Below are 20,211 nucleotides of genomic sequence, written 5' to 3'. Positions count from 1 at the left end.
TAACTAAACTTCGACAAGAAAATACGTTGCTTAAAAATGGGACAGATCGATCCTAACTTTCATTTGCAAAACTGACCTTAATCAGTAAGCCCAATTATTTGGTAATGGCCTATCTTCCTTCTGTTATTTTAAAAATGACTTATTATTGCCTATCAAAATACACTTTAGGGCACTACTTACACGCCACTTTTCTTTGTTTGAATTTAATAAAAAAAATCAATCTAAAGCAATAAAATCTGAAGGTTCTCTCTCAATAAACCGCTTGATTAATTGTTGCCAGAAAGGGCGATACAAAGCATTAAATAAAGGATGGGAATCATCAACAGGAAAACAAGGCCCATGATTCACTTCCAATAGCCAAAGTTTATTACCCGCTGCTTCAACCATAAAATCAAAACCAAAGCATGCAATTCGAGGCTGGCTATCATGCCAAATAGGGGCAAACTGATTTTTCAATGTATGAACTAAAAGTTGGCAGTTAGAAATTATATCCATTTTATAGGGTTGGAAAATTGAGATCTCATCGCTTAAACGTTGAACTACATTATACCGATCATCACTAAGATGCTCATTAGTCAGATGAGCTTCCAATTGGTTGAAATTATCTTCTTGATAAGGTTTTAATGCGATATTCACATAGCCACTTGGAAAAAGCGCTGAACCGGCATGTGTAGACACCACTACCAGTTCTCGAATAGAAAATTTATGCCCCCATGTGGGCCCCTGAATTAATTGCGGCTTTACAATATAACGTTGCAAAACTTGGGGACCTCCCATGCGCTGATGGGAAAGAAAATGGGATTCAATGGCGTTTAAATCATTAAATATATGAATGTGTTGCCCATTATTTAACATCGATGGTTTTAATATCCATGGGCTGTTCGTAGGATGAGAATTACTAATATGAGTCAAAACAGTAGGCCAATTCTGATCATCGATATAATGAGTCTCTGGCATCAAATAGTCGAGATGATTGGCTTGTAAAAAAGCCGCAAGCAAATGCTTATACTCCAAGGTTTGGCTAATCAGGGGTGAAAAATGGAGCCATTCCTCATTCACTGAGGCCAACGCCGAAAACTTACTTGACTTCCACCCCTCAGCCTTCAAAAAACGTGCTAAATTAGCATGAGTTGGGGTTTTGTCTTCTTCTAAATGAAACTTTCTCATAACATTTGATATTAATTTTTTCCAATTCTTTATAAAACAAGTATAGCCCTCATTATATGTACCCATGGTACAGCACATCTTATTCTAGGCAATAAATCTGAATTGAATTCTTTTTTAAGCTCTCCTGTAAATAAGAATTATAAGTCGAACAAAGGCAGTTGAATCATTTCCGTTGTCTTTTCTTGCGTTAATTTAATGCCTATACCCAATAATCTTATGGGCATATATTTTCTGCAAAAACCTTCTTGGATAAGCCGCTGTAGAATAATTAAGTCAATTTTATCGTGTATACATTCAACGGTAGTTTGCTGAAAATCATTAAATTTTAATTTAACAAATAGACTATGAATACCTGAAATTTTCCCTATACGCTGTATTCTTACCTCAAGACGCGCCATTAATTCGGGCAGAGCAGCAAAACATGCTTCCACATCCGGTAAATCCTGCAAATATGTTTCTTCGACACTTATGGATTTTCGAATACGCTCAGGATTAACTGGACGCTCATCAACTCCACGCGCTAAATCATAAAGTCTCTGACCCATAACGCCAAACTCATTAAATAAATAATCTACTGAATGCTGTTGCACATCGCCACATGTTTTAATATTTAAAGAGTTTAGTTTTTTTTCCATTTTAGGCCCCACACCAAATAATTTGCGTACAGGTAAATCAATCATAAATGAAGCCACTTCTTCTGGCTTAATCACCTTTTGCCCATTGGGTTTATGCCAATCACTGGCAATTTTGGCCAAGCTCTTATTCGGCGCAATTCCTGCGCTCGCGGTAAGTCGTCGTGTCTGATAAATTCGCTCACGTAACTCTTGTGCCATCCAGGTAGCACTTCCTTTACAATTGGTAGAGTTTGTTACATCAAGAAAGGCTTCATCCAAAGATAAAGGTTCAATGAGATCGGTATATTCTTCAAATAAGGATCTGATATATTGGCTTTCGTTTCGATAAACCTCCATACGTACAGGCCGTAAGATGAGGTGACGACATAACTTCAGTGCTTTTGCTGTAGGCATGGCTGAGCGTACCCCATATGCGCGTGCCGCATAATTGCACGTTGCAATAACTCCTCTTCGATCCGCCGCCCCTCCTACCGCGATGGGTTTATCGGCAAGCTCAGGAAAATCTCGCATTTCGATTGCAGCATAAAAACAGTCCATATCAATATGAATGATTTTTCTTATTGGGCTCATCTCAATTTCTATCCTTTAGTTCATTCATGATAAAACCCGCTTAATACAAACGAACTTGAGGAACCTCAGACCAGCGCGTGGTATAAGCAGGTGATTTAAGCTCCGCGCGCATTTCCCAAGGTTTTGAATATCCTTCAGCAGCCAGTCGAATCGTGCTTCTTCCATACTTTTGATTAATTCGCTCAAATACACTCATCAATTGTTCTGTATGGTTTAGTTGCTCATCACTGGGCTGATTGAACATATCCAATTGCATGGGGTCTTTGGGAATTAAATCCTCAAGACAAACCCCTGCTTTCTTATAGTAATATCCTGATCTAAAAATACGTTGCAAACATCGCTTGGCAATCTTGGTAACTAATCGCAAATCATCGGTAGGATTAATGAACTTAAACTCTATAGATTGAAAGTGTTGTGCCAAATCTTCCCGAAACCGATTGGTATGTACAAAAACACTCAGGCGCTGTGCAACCAATTGCTGATTGCGCATTTTCTCCACGGCTCTGGCGCAATGACTACTTACAGACTCGGCCACAGCAGAAAAGTGCGTTTGCATTTGTCCAAAACTTTTTGAGGACATGATATTTTGTTTAGGTTCCACTTCATCTAATCCACCACAAGCAATTCCTCGAAGTTCCATTGCAGTTCGCATTAAAACGACATTAAAACTCTTCTTCAAAAAATGAGCATTGGTCATTGCCAAGTCGTAGGCCGTATGTATACCTCGGGCGATTAACTTATTTTCCCATTGGCGCCCCACCCCCCATATATCCCCTACTGAAATTTGCTGCAGTAATTGCTCGTGATTCGAGGTAATGTTAAATACCGGTATCTTAAAAACCTTTTTACATAAATAATTTGCCGCTTTGGCTAATGTTTTAGTCGATCCAATACCTATGGAAGTAGGAATTCCCGTGTGTTTTAAGATTTTCTGCTGTAATTGCTCGCAAAAAGAAGTAGAACAGCCTATCGGTAAGCTACTTAAATCAAGAAATGCTTCATCAATGGAGTAGATTTCCACATGTGGCCAGCTTTCCTCAATGGTACACATCACTCGATGACTAATATTCCCATAAAGCGTGTAGTTTGATGAAAAAGCTTGCACTCCATGCTTTTTGCACAAATCTTTAATTTTAAAATAAGGCTCCCCCATTGCAATGCCTAAGGCTTTTGCCTCATTCGAGCGCGCAATGCAACATCCATCATTATTAGAGAGCACTACGATGGGAACATCCTTTAAATCAGGACGAAACAAGCGCTCGCAGCTGGCGTAAAAATTATTGCAGTCGATAAGAGCAAACATGTTAGGCAGGCTCGTGAAGGACTAAAGTAACCACACCCCAAATCACCATTTCATTTCCTTCGGTAATTTCAATGGGTTTAAATTTGGGATTTGCAGGAAGCAATTGCACCTTACCTGACTTTTTTGAAAGACGCTTCACTGTGAGCTCACCATTGACTGCCGCAATCACAATACGCCCATCAGCGGGTTCTATGCTTCTATCCACTAAAAGCCAATCACCTGAAAAAATCCCTGCATCAATCATCGAATCACCGGTTGCTTGCAAAACAAAGGTAGCTGATGGATGTTTAATAAACTTGGTATTTAAATCGAGATATCCCTCTATATAATCATCGGCAGGTGAAGGAAATCCAGCTTGTATTTTGCTCGCGAATAAGGGCAATTGGTAACTCTTACGATTCTTTAAGCGCTCTAATTCAGCAAGCTGAGATACCGTTAAACGAACTGCTTTGGTAGGCTCACCCCTAGGACGCCCTGCTCCTGTTCTTTTTCCGCCTCGTGGTGACATAATGACTCTTTTTTTGATTTATGTACAAATATCATAGACAAGGAAAAACAAGCTGTAAATCCCTCCTTAAAGGTTCAAAGGCTAAAATCAATACTAAGTCATCGAGAATAATAAAAATTTTCTTGTAATTTTTTTATTTTGACAATGGCAAGCACGTTTGATCTTTGGGATGAAGATTATGCGTCACACATTGAAACTCGTAATTCTTACCTGTAAATTAATTTTAGGGGGGATTTTATTTCATACGCATTTCAAGGGAAAAATTATGAATTCGAAGAATGAAGTGAGCGATTTTTTAGATAAAAATTTTCATTTTAAAGAAATGAAAAGGATCTCGAAAAGCAGTGGTAATAATGGGCACAAAACAATCGTTTCCTATCTTGAGAAATGTCAGAATTTTTATGATTATTTAATGTACTCCAGTGACCTTGATGTAAAAACAACCGACAATATCGTCGCGTACAACTTAGGGCGTAATAATGTAAATTATCTACTCTATATTGGTGGATTTTTTTCTAATGCATGCAATTTCACTTATCATGAACTTCATTTGAGAGAAAATATCGAGGCTTACTTAACTAAGCAACACGAACTAAAAATAATTTAGTGGCTCTTTGTTAGTTATGGAGCAAGTAGGTAGCTGCCTGCACATTGATATGGAGCACATTGGTAAATGATGAATCATCTGCTTAACTACTCAATTCCACAAGGAGTTTGACAGTCTATAAACAGACTTATCCACAGAAAATGTGCATAACTTAAAGGAAATTGCAGCGATTTAAAAATGATATAATTCAGACACAGCAAGGTTTTCTTATATATTGCTGATTAATAATTCATATTTGGTAAAAAAGATATCCACAGGAAAAGGATAAGGGAAAGAATTTAATACAGCTATCTTATACAAATAAAAAATAAAAAAACAGTCTTGACTCCCACTATTTTTATTTTATTTTTAATCGTCATGCCCATTGTTATAGATGTCATTTTGTTAATATAGGTTCTTGCTCTACATCATGTCACTCCCGCGCAGGCGGAATCTATTCCTCAAATTAATTCCTTACTTTGTTTGGAGATTGATTCCCGCCTGCGCGGAAATGACATCAATTTGGCGTAAATTGACATCTACCTGCCTATTGCGTCTTTTTACGGAAAAATCTTAATCTTACCCCTCCATCAACAACAAATGATCGATATGCATATATAATTATCATATAGATAAATAATTGTGAGAAAATCATGAGTACAGAGAAATTGGTCCCGAGAAAACATGTCAAAGTTGGATTTTTTGGAGGGGCAGGAAGTGGAAAGTCACAACTTGTTAATGTATTGGCGGGCAACGCTTTTTCTACCTACTCTCCGAGCAACACAACGGTCCGCACAAACAACGTAAGCTTAAAAGAAGAAAACATCCTGCTTGGTCTATCTGACTTTTCAACAAAGTTAAATCACCCTGACCTTATTAAATCATTCTCAGAAATAAGTGTTATTTGTATCGATCAAAGCAATCCATCTTCATTGAAAGCCGCTGAGAAATACGTGGAAGAGGTTCAATTAAAGTTAGGTGATAATGCTCCTATTATCATTGCTATCACCAAAACAGATAAGGAAAGTAACATTTCAGATGAGGAAATCTCGGAATTTAAAGATAAATATAATATTACCTCTGAGACGATTAAAACAAGTGCTAAGCAGGAGAATTGCAAAGATTTACAAAAGAGTATTATCGCTTTAGCAAGAGCGCCTAAACAAAATCAACTACCATCAGAGAAACCAACGAAAATAGCAGATAAAGAGGTCGCAGAAAAAATAACAGATGAAGAGGTCAAAGAAAAAATAAGTTATTTGAAGCCTATGATAACTGCCGCGCTAAAAAAAATAGAAGGTGACCATTTCAAAAAAACAGGTTTGTTACCTCTGAACGAAGGACCTTATCTAGCTTTAACAAACTTCGAAAAGAGTTTAGATACAGCAAAAACACACGAAGAATATCAAACTGCTGCTAAGGCGTTTAAAAAAGCAGTCCCCGAGTATGTTTTAAATGTACAACCTCCTGAGGTACGAAGTGTATTACGACTAATATGGGATTTTCTATCTAAGGGTTGGAGTAGTTTAGCTGATACTCACCAAGAAACCACAGAAAAAGAACGCTTTAAACAACAAACAAAATTGAAAGGAGAACTATCATCTATTAAGCATGAGGAGGACGAACCAAAATCAGAGAAGGGACTAAGTAATTAGGTGGAATTTGACCCAGCAAACAAATCAAACATCCTAGTGTTAGGTCAAATGAACTGAGATATCGTCACCTTTTTAGACACTATTTTTCAGTTCATTAATGGGCAATCGTTATAGTGTCATGCTTACATATAGTGTTATGGATTATATATATAGGATCATTGCTTATATATAGTCATCCCGCATAGGCGGAAATCTATTCATCAAATTAATTCCTAACTTTATGTGAGATGGCTTCCCGGCGCGGGAATGACTAAATAAGTTGAGTTATTTTTAGCTAATGATAATCCTATTTCATCTTAATTAAGACAATCCCAAATTATCATCTAGGAGTTTAATTTCAATACGCTCTTTCTCGCTTCCGATATTTATTCTTTTAAGAGCAATAAGACCAACCTCTGAAGTAGTTTTAACATGAGTCCCCCCACAAGCGACTTTGGAAAATCCGTCAATTTCCCAGAAGCGTCTTTGATTTTGGAGATCACTAAATCCTGTTTTAATCTTTAAATCGTGTTGTATGATTTTATTGTAATCACTCAGCAGCCTTTCAAATAAGAAAGAAATATTTTTATCACAGAAAAAATCTATTCTTGCTTTAGATTCCGCGATATGTGCCCCTATTTTTTCAAGCTTAAGTTCTTGGGTCACAAGCTCAAGAATCAATTCAGCAGCAAAATGTAAACGCATAAGCCTGTATCGTCGAGGCCAATCAATGTTCATCGTCACAACATCACCAGGCTTAAGGTTATGCCCATCTAGAAGTACATAGTAAATAAAATTGCCATCTATCTCTGAGTCAACAATAGGGAGTCCATTAACACAAGCATGGTCACTTTCCTGTCCTCCTGAAAAAGAAAAAGCGATGGTTTCTTCGAATAAAACGTAATTCTTATCCACTGCAGCTACGCGCGTTTCTAAATCGGATTGATAAGGATTCTCCCAAAATATTTTTCGCATGATAGCCCTACTTAATCGCAATGATTTTGCCATGTGTTAACGACTCAATGTCGCTGGAATTCAAGCTAAAAACAGCATTAGGTGTACCCGCTGCAGCCCATAGAACACTATGCTGCAGTAAATCTTCATCAATGAAAATATGGGTGATCGTTTGTTTATGCCCTACAGGAGGAACGCCACCAATAGCAAAGCCAGTGATATCACGCGTAAAAGGAGCATCTGCTTTAACTATTTTTTCACCCACCCATTGCTCAATGATTTTCTCATTCACACGATTGATACCACTTGCCAATACGAGAATCGGCTGATTTGTTGTTGCAGAACAAAATAACAAAGACTTTATAATTTGCGCTACATCGCATCCTATGGTACTTGCAGCGTCATGAGCAGTACGGGTACTTTCAGAAAGCTCAATTACTTCAAAAAATAACCCTTTTTGGGCTAAAGCGTGTTGTACGCTTTGAGCGCTTTTGCTTAATATTTTATGTTCATTAGACATGAGAAAGCCTCCTTATCGCCACAAAGAGCATTTTTTGGTGAGTTCGGAAACTTTTGCCCACTCACCAAATAAGACAATACCGTAATAGATTAGATCGTCTTCTTTTGTTTGAGCAGTTCTTTCGATTTGCTCTTGATATGTACCTATCGTCATTGTATCTGTGAAATCATTTAATAAAATATGTTCCGCTAGAGCAGCCTGACGTAATTTTCTTATTTTATTCGAGTTTTCGGACAAGATAATAAAGGGTATTTCCGAAATAAAAGGATGGGAGCCACCATCAGCATCTTGGTAATCAGTAAGTCGCAAATCCTTTTGACCAATAGCTGAACCTAGCCCAATACACATATGTGCTAAAGCATTCATGACTTTACCCGCATCAATACTTTTATTAAGTACTGCAACTAATTTGTTTTGGAACTCAGCAGACATCATTCACTCCTTAGTTTAACAATTTACAAAATGTGCGTTATAACGCATAATATCCTATATTATCATTGTGCGCCATAACGCACAATAGCTTGGGTGGATTATTTGTGGAAAATATATACAAACATATCGCAACGACTTTAAAAGATTTACGGCAAAAAAAGGGCTGGAGCTTGGACAAAACAGCCCTTGCTACCGGAGTAAGCAAAGCGATGCTGGGACAAATAGAACGAGAAGAATCCAGTCCAACCATTGCTACGTTATGGAAAATAGCAACGGGTTTTGAAGTCTCATTCTCTTCGTTTATTGAGGAAATCGACTCAACATCGAGTGAAGCAATGTATCGTACAGGACAGGTACAAACAATTCATCCTGACGATAAAAAAATCCGAGTGTTACCTCTTTTCCCTTTTGAGCCTCAATTAAATTTTGAACTATTTGTTATCGAATTATTACCAGGCTGTGAGCATTTATCACCTGCTCATAAAGATGGAGTAATTGAGCATGTGGTGGTGGCTCAAGGTACTGTAGAGGTTTTAGTAGATGGTACGTGGCAAAAACTCTCAAAAGGCGAAGGCATTCGATTTAATGCCAACCAGCCGCATGGCTACCGAAATCTTTTGGCCGAAGCAGCCACGTTCCATGATATTATCCATTATCCTGAGGCAAGTTAATGTGCAAATCGACTGGTAGAGATACGACGTAGGTCGGGCCCCGGCCCGACAATTCATTAATTTGAGATCAAAATTTTATTTATAAATTCAGACTTATGGAAAAATTGAGTCAAATCTAATGGAATATCCACATATTTTTTACTGTTAATCTTGTTGATCGATCAAATGGTATTTTAATCAAACATATACATTCCTTGTTCCATACGATTCGAGAACCCCAAGTTCCAAAGCGCTGACCTATAATGATAATAAGTACCGCAAGGAAGCGCTCATTATGAAGAAAGCGATCATTATTCTGGCAAGCACAGGATTTCAAGGACATGGAGACTTCTTTTTTGCGCTTAAATTAGCAGAGCAAATCAAAAATCAGTATCAAGGAGAGGCCCCTCCTATTTATGTAGTCAGTCAAGAGGAAGGCAAAGGAGCTATTGTACGGCTTCAAGGACATGCTGAGTTCAACGTTCAAGTCATCTCATCAACCCGCTTAAAACAGCGTATTGCAGAAAAGGCAATTGATGTGGGGCAAATCATTGAAGGTCCTGTATTCAATGACGAATGGCTCACAGAAATTAATGAGATGCTTCCTAAATCTGAAACAGGAATACCGTTACTTATGTTGCCAGAATATGGATTCAACAGCGATCAAGACCGAACAAGTCTCGCTCGCCATGCTGATTTTCGAAAAGAACTATCCAATATCAGATACACAAGAACACTTTATTCGGGTTTTAACACCGCTAAAAATGAAAAAGGAATTATTTTGAGCGCTCCTCCCCCAGCAGATCAGTTGCTTAATCAAATTGATGGAAAAGTCCGTGCACAAATCTATGGAGCTAACTCGCTTGCGAATTATCAGGCAAGCACTGAGCTGTCCATGCAATATAGTCATGATACTTATGTAGGTAATGCTGCTGAGCACTATCTACGTGTTCACCGAGAATTTATAAAAGGCAACAGTAAAAACCAGGATGTACTCCTGGTTGGCGGCAATCAAGAGAAAAAAATGGAGGCATTGGCGGCAATTAAAGATAAATTAATTGCCGATGGGTTTACCCACATCTCTTTTTTTAATACAGCCACACAGAAAGAGGTAGTGTTGTATCATAGTGATAGCCCGGGTAAAACATATAGAGCCATTTATGCTCCTAAAATGACGCACGAATCTATGATTGCCTGTACTGCATTATCAGGGCCACTGATGGGATCAACAGGCGACCAATCGCTAGGTGAAGCCACCAGTGCGAATAAAATCATGGTTTATGAAACACTGGCCCATAAAAAAGTGTTAATTAATGACTATGATAAGGCGATAAAAGAAGCATCACAGCAAAATGCCGCAATCAGCGAAACATTAACCCTTTTACGTAATGCACGCTCGGATCCTGAATACGCTCGCCTCGGACAGCTTTTACGAACCCCAGAGCTGCAAGCAAATTTTGTCAATGCCAGTCAAAATGTTATAAGAAATTCCAATTTTACGAGTGCGGTTGTACGTGAGGGCTTATTGTGGAATCCCGAAGAGGCGGTCCGCTTGTTGCAACAAAATAAACCCCATGATGCGATAAGGCTTATGCGCCAAGGAAATATTAATATTTTTACCACGGTAAATAATCAATGCATCATTGATTACGCTCCTGGAAAAGAGAGTTTCGGACCATTTGCACCATTTTACAGAGTAACCGAACAATTAGGTTTTGAGATAGTTACAACCAATAATCGTGTTGGTGCATTTCGGTTTATGGAAAGAGCCCAAATTAGTCCATTTATTCCGAGACCCGCCGATGGTAAAAGTATTTTAGCCGTCGCTTTAGATGCAAGAGATTATGGTTTAGTGGATGCTCTGCTGCAACGAGCACAAACACATCAAGACAAGCAAGCCATCGGTACTCTTTTACACAGCAAAAATCCTGAAGGAAAAACCTATCTTGCTCAGCTACAACAAGAGCATCCAGAAAAACAATACTCGATGACTAAAAAAGCAACTTATTTCTCTGCACTCACTCATATCAACAATGCCACTGTTGAAAATGCGCCTCAACGAGTCATGATGCACCATTCTTTTCAAGACCTTATGCGATCATTTGATACCTTTAATGCAGACTATGAAGATAAGGCGTTTATCGGTCTGTTATTATTAAATAAAAAGAGCATTGAGGCGGAATATAAATACGTTGCACCCGACAATCCCATGTTTGGCAGTAATCTCTACATTGCCGGAGAAACAGCCTTAAAAAATTTAGGGATTAATGCAAAGGCGCTGTCGCCTGAGCAGGAGAAAGAATATTTTAGTGCATTACAAAAAGCGATAGATGCCAGACCAGAATATCTAGCAAATCAATTCTTACTGAGTACATTCAATAAATATTCTGGGCTCCCTCCCCTTGATAAAAAACCTCAAATGTCCACTTTAGATTGGCGCGATGTATTAACCAATAAAAAACCACCACCACCCAATACGATCATCATGAAAACTGCAGATGGTGCTTATGTGATAGCTTCTGGAGCACATAATGCAGGAAATTTTGGCGCGATACATACAGCGCAACATTATAAGTTAGATAAACAAGGGTATATCACTATTACTCCCCCATCAATTGCAAAAAAATTGCCTAACGCACAATCCAAAGAATTAGATAAAGAATTCCGTATGTTCCAAACTGCACATCCTGAAGATCAATTGTTGCGTGAAAATATTGGCCAGCATAGTTATCTCGTCATGCCGCGAAGACAAGGGGAACAGCTTGATCGTTATCTCGAAAAAAACCCCGTGATCAATAATCATGAGCGCCTGGTGATGGCAGAACAATTTCTAATGGATTTAAATTCCGTGCACAAGAAGGGGATTAACCATAATGATTTAAAACCACAAAATATTATCTATGATCCCTTGCATCATAAAATGCAAATCATTGATTTTGGTTGTGCAGAAACAGTCAAAACAAAAATGAAGTATACTGACATTGAGTCCTCTGTATTTGCTTTTGAAATGCCACCAGAATACCTTAAAGGAGCAGATGCGCACCCATCAATGGATGTTTTTGCAGCAACACCCATTGTAGCTGAAATTTTAGGGGTGAATAAACGCGCACTGATTAGAGCCAGGATGAATGAAGCCTTTAAATCGATAGATGATCCAAAATTACAAAAAGACATTGCTGCAGAATTTGAAAAAGCAGCCAATCTGGGCGATGTTTTTTTTACACCAGCCATCCAGGCGCATAAAAAAAATCCTAATTTAGAGAAATTTATTACAACCTATGTTAATACGCCCTACAACTTTTCTCCTTATAAAGAACAATTGGGAAAAGAACTAATCGATATGCTCAACAGCATGCAAAGTCTCGATCCTAAAGATCGGCCTAGTATTGATGTCTGCCTAAAAAATCTGCATAAAATGACAACTCCTGCACCAATGTCCGCAGCAGGAAACCCGGCAGTAAGCGCCCAATTTAAGCAGCCATTATACGATATTAAAGCAGACCGCCCTCCTCCACCTCATCAGTCATTTGCTTATTATGGGCACAGCAAAACAGCACACATTGATGGTCATTCTAAATCTGGCGGCGCCACTGCCGCTGCAGGAACATCTCCACCAATTAAAGAACCCACGAATCCTAAAACCAATGCACCGCCATCAGATGGAGCTGCAGTAGCCGACCACGTGTCAACGACACTATTTAAAGCACAACTTGCAAATATGAAAACAGAAAAACCAACACCACCCAGTGAAAACCCGAACCCCTTATCTCCAGGGAACACTTCAGCTTCGCGTTAAGATTTGTTTATTATTGTGTTGTTAAATCCCGTTTGCAAGCAAACGGGATTGTATCTTTAATCTGGAAGCAAGTTAATTTAATCGTCTGATTGAATCAAGAGCATTTACTATACTTATATTAGTTCTCGTCTGATGGACATTCAGAAGAAGAACAACAAGAACAATCAATCGCATGCAAGATGAAAGCAGAGATCGCAGGAATGCGAGCAAGCGCTTCTGAACCTTCAAGTAAAGACGAAGAAGAGGAGGAAGAGGAAGAAGATGGGATAGCGTTCGAGAACCCATTCGAACATTAAGGGATGATTAAAATCGGCTCTACATCATCATTTCATCGCATACGGCTATACTTGCTGAATATGTGATATAATCCCGATAGCTAAAGAATCAATATGAGCTATTTTAAATTAATGGAAGGCATTGTAACGATTACTACTCATATATTTTATTGGAATTAATGAGGTTTTTTATGGGCATTGCTAATAAAAAAGAACTTGCAGAATATTGCATGGGGAGGAAGTTAATTTACAACTTTTCCTTTTACCCAACAGGTATCGCCAAAAAGATTTTGAAAAATTACAATTTTGATAAATTCAAAGAACCATGTAGACCAGGGGTCGACCATGCTGGATTGCTAACTTTGGCTGATGCGGTAATCTATTTAGCTACAACTGGGGATGGCGGTCGTCTTTATGACCGTCCTGACTTTAAAGAAGCAATTAAAACACAACGAAAGTTAGTTGATCTATATTATCAATTTGCTGACTCTATATTAAAAGAAACTGGCCCTGATTATTCTTTAACTTTTAAATATATAACCGAATTTAAAGTTGAATTTGAAAAATTCAAAAATTATAACTCTGTTTACCTAGATGTAAATACATACACAGGTATGATTAACTTCGTTGAAAAAGAAGTAACCAAACTTTATGTTCAACAGCAGCTTAAAGTTCTTCAAGAACTAGGTAAAAACTTTATTTCAGAAGAAACATGGATGGAACTAGATGAGTTAGAAATAGAGAGCTTTGAAGATAAAGCAAAAATGAAACCTATTTTATATCAAGTAAGAGATGAGCTACAGCAAAACTCTGCTCCTTCACCTGTATTAAACGTGTTATATAATATTTTAAAATTTTTTAATATTGAAAAATCTAGTGTTTTCAAAGGATTTTTCAATCAACAAAGAGCTAACGATGTAACTCAGCAAATCAGTAAAATCTTCCAGGAAGACTCTGACGAGATGGATGAGAACAGACCGCAGACTAGTTGTTTAATATCATAAAACCATTACCATACGTAGGTCGGGCCCTCGGCCCGACAAATCCTGATTTGAATAAAATTTAATTTATAAATTCTGACAAAATTGAGTAAGTAGGTTGCTAATTAGCTTTTCAGCCCAGTCCACGCTTGCTTATTTTTCATTATTAATGGGGCCATCACAGGTGAATAATTGTGTTCAAGGGATTTTTCTTGACTAAATGGCGATTTTAGAGAGTTTTTCTCGCAGTAAGAGTTAATTTCTGCCTCACTACCCATTAAATAATGACCTTTACCATCAGAAAAAGCATAATTGTCTTTATTTACCTCTTTCTCTAAAAACGCACGGCCTTTATCTGCCTGTTTTTGGAAAAAATCATTTGCTGATGCCTGGTCTGGAAAACACATACAATCACCGTTAACATTTTCCTTACCAAGATGTTAAAATCGCGTTTGTATAAGACCTCGTTTTCTTTTAATCTAAATTTCTCAAATTACAAAAGAATATGTTTCCTTATCGATGTTATATTCATCATCCGCATCACTGTCTAATTGTTTATTTAAAACCGCTCTGCTGATTACTCCAGTTGCCAAATCAATTTGAGATATTTTTTCAGGACATGCTTTTATGGAAACAATAGATCTCTTTAGGGTTTCTTCCAACATAAATGCGATTAAAAATCCAGGAAGCTCGATATCGTTTGGCTCTTCCTCTTCTTCATTTATATAATCAGGATAGGGTCCATAAATAACAGTGATTTGAGTTGATGGACTATGTAAATCTACGTTACACTCTTTTAGATATTTCGCTACATATCTGAAATCTTCATTTATAAATTCATCTATCTCCGCTACTGCTATTTGTAAATGGCTATCTAGAACTAAGTGTTGTTCAGTATTTGTGATGATCAAGCGCGTGCAATACTCAAGAGAGCTCTCTTGAAGACTAATAGAACCGTTACAATCTTTAAATATAAAAAGTCCCATTCCCTCTTGTTTAAGATGTGGCATAGCATTTCTCAACACGAGTTGAGAATCTATTTTTAATTCAGGAGACACCAAATATCTGTCAAAAAGATTAATACGCCAAGCTGGATTCCGCTGATGATTTGCAATGATTTGTTGAATGTATTCTGGCCATTTTTCATTACATTGATAACCCGATTTGTTCATAGTACAAATGAGTCTTAACTTTCCATTACCTTCGCTTTTATTTAACGCTGATTTTCGCTCAGAATTTTCATTAACGTCGAATAGTCTTAGTTTCTTTGTTACTGGGACTATTGTTTTATCTCGGGGATTATTTCTTCTATTTAAAACACTATATTTTCGTTTCATCGAGTATGTACCAATTCAAAAATCTAAAATAGCTATGGTTAATTTTTAAATATGAATTATATCATCGAATAGGACGTAGTAATTCAAATGAGAACAACCCCAATTTCTTATAGTTACACCGCCCCATAATCCTGGGGGACTAAAAGTATTTATCCATCTAAAACAAATGAACAAATTTGAATTTTTCAGTTTGAATAAAAATCCAGATTTGCTCAAAAGCTAAGAGCTCCAAGAAGTCGTTAACTACTGCAAAAACAGGAATGCGATTATAGGTTCAATTGAAGCAGTTGAATTTAAGAGTATATTTCAAAAACACCATGTTTATGTAAGATACAAACTACTATTTTAAGATTGAATGGAAGCTGGCCTACACATTGTTGTAAATAACATTTAAATGCATGTCACTAAATTGGGAGCGATACTACAAAGGATAACAATTAATTACATTGTAAAAATGGTAGCCAAACTAGTACCAAAAATTCTTACTCTGCTCCAATAATCCTATTAGGCCTTGATTTTACAATGCCGCTGATGTGAATCGAACACACGACCTTTTGATTACGAATCAACTGCTCTACCGACTGAGCTACAGCGGCGTATGAAAAGTATACTCAAGTTGGATGATGATGCAACTGCTTGTAATCATTCGTAATCTTGGAATCAAGCCAATAAGTTCTTTTTTATATAAAAACTAGTGAGTACAATCTCTTATTACTGGCTAATCTCTTAGATAAATCAATAAACTATGATTTTTTTCTGTAATAATTTTCACTAACTTAGTAAAAAAATACCCAAATAGATAAAAAATGATTTATAATGCCGTGCTGAAAAATTTTTTATATCAGTTAAAAAAGAAATTTAGTATAAATAGAAAATATTTCTAATTTTTTAATTGAGAATGGTTTTAAATTATTGCAGATGAATATAACATAGCGTCACCCAAAATTATGACAACTTGTGAGAAACAAACAGCCCGTGAAAAAGAGTAAGATTGAAACAGATAAACCTATTAAAGATAGTGGTTATAGCCGAAGATTGAAAGACCGTCATGTGCAGCTAATAGCCTTGGGGGGAATTATCGGCTCAGGTTATTTTTTAGGTACCGGTGAAGTAATTAACCTTGTCGGTCCTGCCGTGTTTCTAGCTTATATACTAGGCGGCTTGATTATTTTTCTCACCATGCTCTGCATGGGTGAACTTGCTGTGGCAATTCCCATTTCAGGCTCCTTTGTCACTTATACCGCTGACTTTATATCTCCATCCGTTGCCTGTGGCGTAGGATGGTCTTATTGGATCAGTTGGGTAGCCTATATCCCTGCCGAATGTGTTGCGGGGGGGATCATCATGGAGATGTTTACTGGCGTAAATGGTTATGTATGGGCTGTTTGTTTTGGCTTACTGATTACCTACATTAACCTTGCAAAAGTAGATACCTTTGGTGAAATCGAATTTTGGTTGGCTTTAATTAAGATTTTGGCTTTGTTTGGCTTTGTTATTTTAGCTATTTTAATTTTCGTAGGCCTAATCCACAGTCCAGAATCGGATGGATTTATTGGTTCTAAGTACATTTTCGGCGATGGAGGACTCCTTCCAAACGGGACCATGTCCTTATTAACCGCGATGGTTCTCTTGCTGGTTAACTATCAAGGCTCTGAAATCATTGGTCTTGCTGCAGGAGAATCAGAAAACCCTGCCCGGATGATTCCACACGCCATTCGCAATGTAACCTTAAGAATCCTTTTCATCTACATCATTCCCGTATTTTGCTTGGTATTAATTTTTCCTTGGCAAAAAGCTGGATTATCTAACTCTGTGTTTGCAGATGCTCTAAACTATTACAATCTCAAATGGGCCGGTGCTGTAACCAGTTTTGTGACTCTGAGCGCTACCTTATCTTGTGCTAACTCAGGATTCTATGGCACCGTTCGTGCTCTGAATGCTTTAGCTCGTGATGGTATGGCGCCTCATACTTTTGCTAAATTCAATCACAATTCAGTACCCCAAAATGCCATTATCGCAACCTTAATTACCATCTGGATTCTTCTAGGCGTAGGGTACTTTTTCGGACAAACCAAACTCTACATTGCCTTACTACTTGTATCTGGATTTACAGGAACTCTGGCATGGATATCCTTGTGCACCTCACAAATTCGTTTTAGGAATCGATTATACCAAGCTGGATATACCACAGCGAACCTGCGCTATGTGACTCCTTATTCCCCCTATACTGGAATCCTCGCAATCATTCTGATGTGTTTTGCCTTATTCTTCCTGGTATTGAATAAAGATCCTACCTATAAGCTTGCTTTTTACATCGGTATGGTAAGCTTTATCGTTCCTATCATAATCTACAAGATTTTTGATTTGTCGAAGAAAAGAAAGAAAGCACTGCATCTCAAGACGCGTGTTAAGTTCCAGGATCTCTTTCCTCCAGTATAATAAGTACAACAAATTATCAACACCAAACAAGCCCAAACTCATTTTGGGCTTGTTTTATTTTAAGCAAAAATTCTGAGGCTTACTCTCACATAAAGTATTTAATCCCCATAGATCGCTCTACCCTATTTTCTTTGTCAGTTGAAAATTGAGTATGGACCGTATGAAATAATCCTTTAATGAAACTATTATTTCTTTTTTGACAAAAAAAAGTACTTAATCCATCCTTTGATCCCCGCTTATCTTGTAATAACTTAACTCCATCTTGACCCAAAGGATTTAAACAGATGTCTAATCGCTCTAATTTTTTTATCTGTTCAGGTTTCATTTTAGCTATTGATTTAATAGTTAATTTATTATTATTAAGAATCATCGCTCTAATTCTTTGATTCTGATTAATTAAAGCAATAGCGCCAGCATCACCTATTGTATTTGTGCTTATATCGAGAAAGTTAAGTTTTTTATGTGCAGCAAGATACCTTGCTCCTCTATAAGTCATTTGATTATTACTGAGAATGAGTCGACGTACATTAGTTCGTGCTAAATTTTTTGCACATTTATCATCAAGTTCATTATCACTTAAAGTGAGTTGTTCTAAAGTCGAATTTCTTACAAAAAACTTCAAACCTTGGGCAGTAATATTCTTGTTACAACCGTTATTAGAACTTAGGTCTAATTTTTTAAGTGATGTCATATCCGCCATTAAGTACATCCCTTTATCGGTGATTTTATTGGCTCGTAAGGAAAGTACTTCAATAGTGCTTAATCTTGATAAGATTTTAACTTTCTCATCATCAATCATACAGCAATTCATTTTAATTCGTTTTAAATAGCTATTGCCGTTGATTGCGTCAACCAGTTCATACAAACGTTCCTTACTTATCTCTTGATCACTCAAGTCTAAAGACACTAAATCTGGTACATTATTTTGTAGTAAGGCAATTGCTTCATTTAAATTTATTTTTCTGTACCTAGGCATATAAGTCTCACATTTAAATCAAATTGGATTATAATTGAATTGTATAATCTGTTTTTGTACACGTTTAGAGTATAGGTTTTAATCCATGGCTATATGGCAAGATGTTTACGCCCTTGATGATTGGCTTCTGATTTTAAAAAGTTGTAAACAACATGATGATCACAATGCTGAAGAACTAATTAACAAATTATCTAAACTATTAGAAGAATATCATAATATTTCAAAAGCAAACTTAAAAAATATCCCCAAGAGGCAAAAAAAATTAGCACAAATAGCAGAGCTTGCTCAAGTGTATAAGGAATATTTAGGCAATCAATTTATAACTAAACAACAAGAAAATGTAATCGAAGATGAAATACCCTGTGCAGCTATATATTCAACTTCTAAAGAACCACGAAAAGATACACGTCTTAAAGGTTCCATAGATCCATGGATTCATGGATTACAGCAGAGAGCAATCAAAAAAATAAATTATCTAAATAAATTAAATGAGTATTATATACATGCAAATCCTAAATATGTAGGTAAGAAATCATTACTTAAAACAATTAAGACTGAAGAAAAAGAACATAATAAACAGAAATTTTTTCGCCTAAGTAGTGGCACCTTATTAGAAAAACAAGATCCAGTTCATCGACCTATTGAATTTATGCTGAAGGACTTAAAAAATAAACGCAACCCAGCAGAGTATCCAATGAATGCGGCCTTTTACCAATGGATTAAAAGCCGCACTAAGGCCCCATTTTTTCTTTGGTTAGAAAAACATCCACTCAGCACGGCAACCAGAGATTTAAGTGATAATTGGCGTGGTTATTATAAAAATAAAATGGGTCCAGTAAGTTATGAATCCCCAGAAAATCAATCGGTGCATATTGTAAATGTGGATAGAGATTATAAATTAATGGCTAAAAGAATAAATTCCGAAGATGAATTTGAATTAAATACAAATAAATTAGATGATTTTGTTTTTAAAATAGGCTGCCCGCTGGGTGCAGCTGCATTTGTCTGGGATGCAAAAGATAAGAATCATTTTTTCACCCATGTTCATGAATCTGGTACCTATCATCATTCAACGATGACTTCCGGTAAAAAGGTTAGAGGTGCAGGAATGTGGTTAGTTGAAAATGGGAAAGTCACTTCAATCGATAATAATAGCGGCCATTATAAGCCCTCCTCATTATCTTTGTATAAATTGATTTGTTTTTTGTATGATAAGAATCTACTTCATTCTGAGGTAAAAGTAGCTGACTTACTTAGACCTAAGAGATTAATAGACGAAAATGATCTGTTTAAGGGGAATCAAGAAACTTATACCAGCTTGAAAAGTTATCTAGAATGGGCAGAAAATCTACCCGAAATTAAAAAATATCTAAAAAGAAAAGATATTCTCCCTTTAAGTGAACAACTCGAAATTTTGGAGGCTAGTCCCAAAAAGCTTCATCTTTAAGT

17 protein-coding genes, 1 tRNA gene and 1 pseudogene are annotated in these 20,211 nt (G+C 36.9%); 7 read left to right on the top strand and 12 right to left on the bottom strand.

The window, feature by feature from the left end; all coding sequences use genetic code 11:
• Nucleotides 1-216: 216 nt before the first annotated feature.
• The 4 genes from ACWTEW_RS05225 to ACWTEW_RS05210 all read right to left on the bottom strand — a co-directional run bounded on the left by ACWTEW_RS05225 (nucleotide 217) and on the right by ACWTEW_RS05210 (nucleotide 4,183).
• Nucleotides 217-1,167 carry an ATP-grasp domain-containing protein gene (locus ACWTEW_RS05225; RefSeq protein WP_454780705.1) on the bottom strand — a complete coding sequence of 317 codons (951 nt, stop codon included), beginning with the start codon at nucleotides 1,165-1,167 and terminating at the stop codon, nucleotides 217-219.
• Between the two features lie 137 nt (nucleotides 1,168-1,304).
• Nucleotides 1,305-2,372 (bottom strand): DNA polymerase IV, encoded by a 1,068-nt coding sequence (gene dinB, locus ACWTEW_RS05220; protein ID WP_454780704.1) that lies wholly within the window; start codon nucleotides 2,370-2,372, stop codon nucleotides 1,305-1,307.
• Between the two features lie 40 nt (nucleotides 2,373-2,412).
• Nucleotides 2,413-3,675, bottom strand: a complete 1,263-nt coding sequence (locus tag ACWTEW_RS05215) for a Y-family DNA polymerase (protein WP_454780703.1) — start codon at nucleotides 3,673-3,675, stop codon at nucleotides 2,413-2,415.
• A gap of 1 nt (nucleotide 3,676) precedes the next feature.
• Nucleotides 3,677-4,183, bottom strand: a complete 507-nt coding sequence (locus ACWTEW_RS05210) for a LexA family protein (protein WP_454780702.1) — start codon at nucleotides 4,181-4,183, stop codon at nucleotides 3,677-3,679.
• 265 nt (nucleotides 4,184-4,448) lie between these two features.
• On the opposite strand from ACWTEW_RS05210, the gene ACWTEW_RS05205 reads away from it, so the two are divergent.
• The gene (locus tag ACWTEW_RS05205; RefSeq protein ID WP_454780701.1) at nucleotides 4,449-4,790 is read left to right on the top strand and encodes a hypothetical protein; all 342 of its coding nucleotides are present in this window, start codon (nucleotides 4,449-4,451) and stop codon (nucleotides 4,788-4,790) included.
• A 632-nt stretch (nucleotides 4,791-5,422) separates the two neighbouring features.
• Nucleotides 5,423-6,424, top strand: a complete 1,002-nt coding sequence (locus ACWTEW_RS05200) for a Rab family GTPase (RefSeq protein ID WP_454780700.1) — start codon at nucleotides 5,423-5,425, stop codon at nucleotides 6,422-6,424.
• 300 nt (nucleotides 6,425-6,724) lie between these two features.
• On the opposite strand, the gene ACWTEW_RS05195 is transcribed toward ACWTEW_RS05200, so the two are convergent.
• The 3 genes from ACWTEW_RS05195 to ACWTEW_RS05185 are packed head-to-tail and all read right to left on the bottom strand — an operon-like array spanning nucleotide 6,725 to nucleotide 8,312.
• The gene (locus tag ACWTEW_RS05195) at nucleotides 6,725-7,378 is read right to left on the bottom strand and encodes an alanyl-tRNA editing protein (RefSeq protein WP_454780699.1); all 654 of its coding nucleotides are present in this window, start codon (nucleotides 7,376-7,378) and stop codon (nucleotides 6,725-6,727) included.
• A gap of 7 nt (nucleotides 7,379-7,385) precedes the next feature.
• On the bottom strand, nucleotides 7,386-7,877 hold the full coding sequence (locus ACWTEW_RS05190; protein WP_454780698.1) for a YbaK/EbsC family protein: 492 nt from the start codon (nucleotides 7,875-7,877) through the stop codon (nucleotides 7,386-7,388).
• A gap of 12 nt (nucleotides 7,878-7,889) precedes the next feature.
• Nucleotides 7,890-8,312: a DUF2000 domain-containing protein gene (locus ACWTEW_RS05185; RefSeq protein WP_454780697.1), complete on the bottom strand. Its 423-nt coding sequence runs from the start codon at nucleotides 8,310-8,312 to the stop codon at nucleotides 7,890-7,892.
• Between the two features lie 101 nt (nucleotides 8,313-8,413).
• Here ACWTEW_RS05185 and ACWTEW_RS05180 point away from each other — a divergent pair, with 101 nt between their 5' ends.
• From ACWTEW_RS05180 to ACWTEW_RS05170, 3 genes are all read left to right on the top strand, one after another.
• Entirely contained in the window at nucleotides 8,414-8,980 is a 567-nt protein-coding gene (locus tag ACWTEW_RS05180) for a helix-turn-helix domain-containing protein (RefSeq protein ID WP_454780696.1), read from the top strand.
• Nucleotides 8,981-9,254: 274 nt separating this feature from the next.
• Nucleotides 9,255-12,755 carry a protein kinase domain-containing protein gene (locus ACWTEW_RS05175; RefSeq protein ID WP_454780695.1) on the top strand — a complete coding sequence of 1,167 codons (3,501 nt, stop codon included), beginning with the start codon at nucleotides 9,255-9,257 and terminating at the stop codon, nucleotides 12,753-12,755.
• Nucleotides 12,756-13,221: 466 nt separating this feature from the next.
• Nucleotides 13,222-14,034: a hypothetical protein gene (locus ACWTEW_RS05170; RefSeq protein WP_454780694.1), complete on the top strand. Its 813-nt coding sequence runs from the start codon at nucleotides 13,222-13,224 to the stop codon at nucleotides 14,032-14,034.
• A gap of 101 nt (nucleotides 14,035-14,135) precedes the next feature.
• On the opposite strand, the gene ACWTEW_RS05165 is transcribed toward ACWTEW_RS05170, so the two are convergent.
• From ACWTEW_RS05165 to ACWTEW_RS05150, 4 genes and pseudogenes are all read right to left on the bottom strand, one after another.
• Nucleotides 14,136-14,417, bottom strand: coding sequence for a hypothetical protein (locus tag ACWTEW_RS05165; RefSeq protein ID WP_454780693.1), 282 nt, complete (start codon nucleotides 14,415-14,417; stop codon nucleotides 14,136-14,138).
• A gap of 81 nt (nucleotides 14,418-14,498) precedes the next feature.
• A complete protein-coding gene (locus ACWTEW_RS05160) occupies nucleotides 14,499-15,347 on the bottom strand; it encodes a hypothetical protein (RefSeq protein ID WP_454780692.1) in 849 nt (282 codons plus the stop codon).
• A gap of 108 nt (nucleotides 15,348-15,455) precedes the next feature.
• Nucleotides 15,456-15,609 (bottom strand): annotated as a pseudogene (locus ACWTEW_RS05155) (2OG-Fe(II) oxygenase); the annotation flags it as partial.
• 261 nt (nucleotides 15,610-15,870) lie between these two features.
• Nucleotides 15,871-15,943: transfer RNA gene (locus tag ACWTEW_RS05150), tRNA-Thr, on the bottom strand.
• Between the two features lie 379 nt (nucleotides 15,944-16,322).
• Between ACWTEW_RS05150 and ACWTEW_RS05145 the strand changes: the two genes are divergently transcribed.
• Nucleotides 16,323-17,786 carry an amino acid permease gene (locus tag ACWTEW_RS05145; protein ID WP_454780691.1) on the top strand — a complete coding sequence of 488 codons (1,464 nt, stop codon included), beginning with the start codon at nucleotides 16,323-16,325 and terminating at the stop codon, nucleotides 17,784-17,786.
• Between the two features lie 85 nt (nucleotides 17,787-17,871).
• Here the strand turns inward: ACWTEW_RS05145 and ACWTEW_RS05140 are convergent, their stop codons facing one another.
• Entirely contained in the window at nucleotides 17,872-18,762 is an 891-nt protein-coding gene (locus ACWTEW_RS05140; RefSeq protein ID WP_454780690.1) for a leucine-rich repeat domain-containing protein, read from the bottom strand.
• 85 nt (nucleotides 18,763-18,847) lie between these two features.
• On the opposite strand from ACWTEW_RS05140, the gene ACWTEW_RS05135 reads away from it, so the two are divergent.
• Entirely contained in the window at nucleotides 18,848-20,209 is a 1,362-nt protein-coding gene (locus ACWTEW_RS05135; RefSeq protein WP_454780689.1) for a hypothetical protein, read from the top strand.
• Nucleotides 20,210-20,211 lie beyond the last annotated feature (2 nt).

This window comes from Legionella stuttgartensis, assembly GCF_977063405.2.
This window is presented reverse-complemented; position numbering and strand designations above follow the sequence as displayed.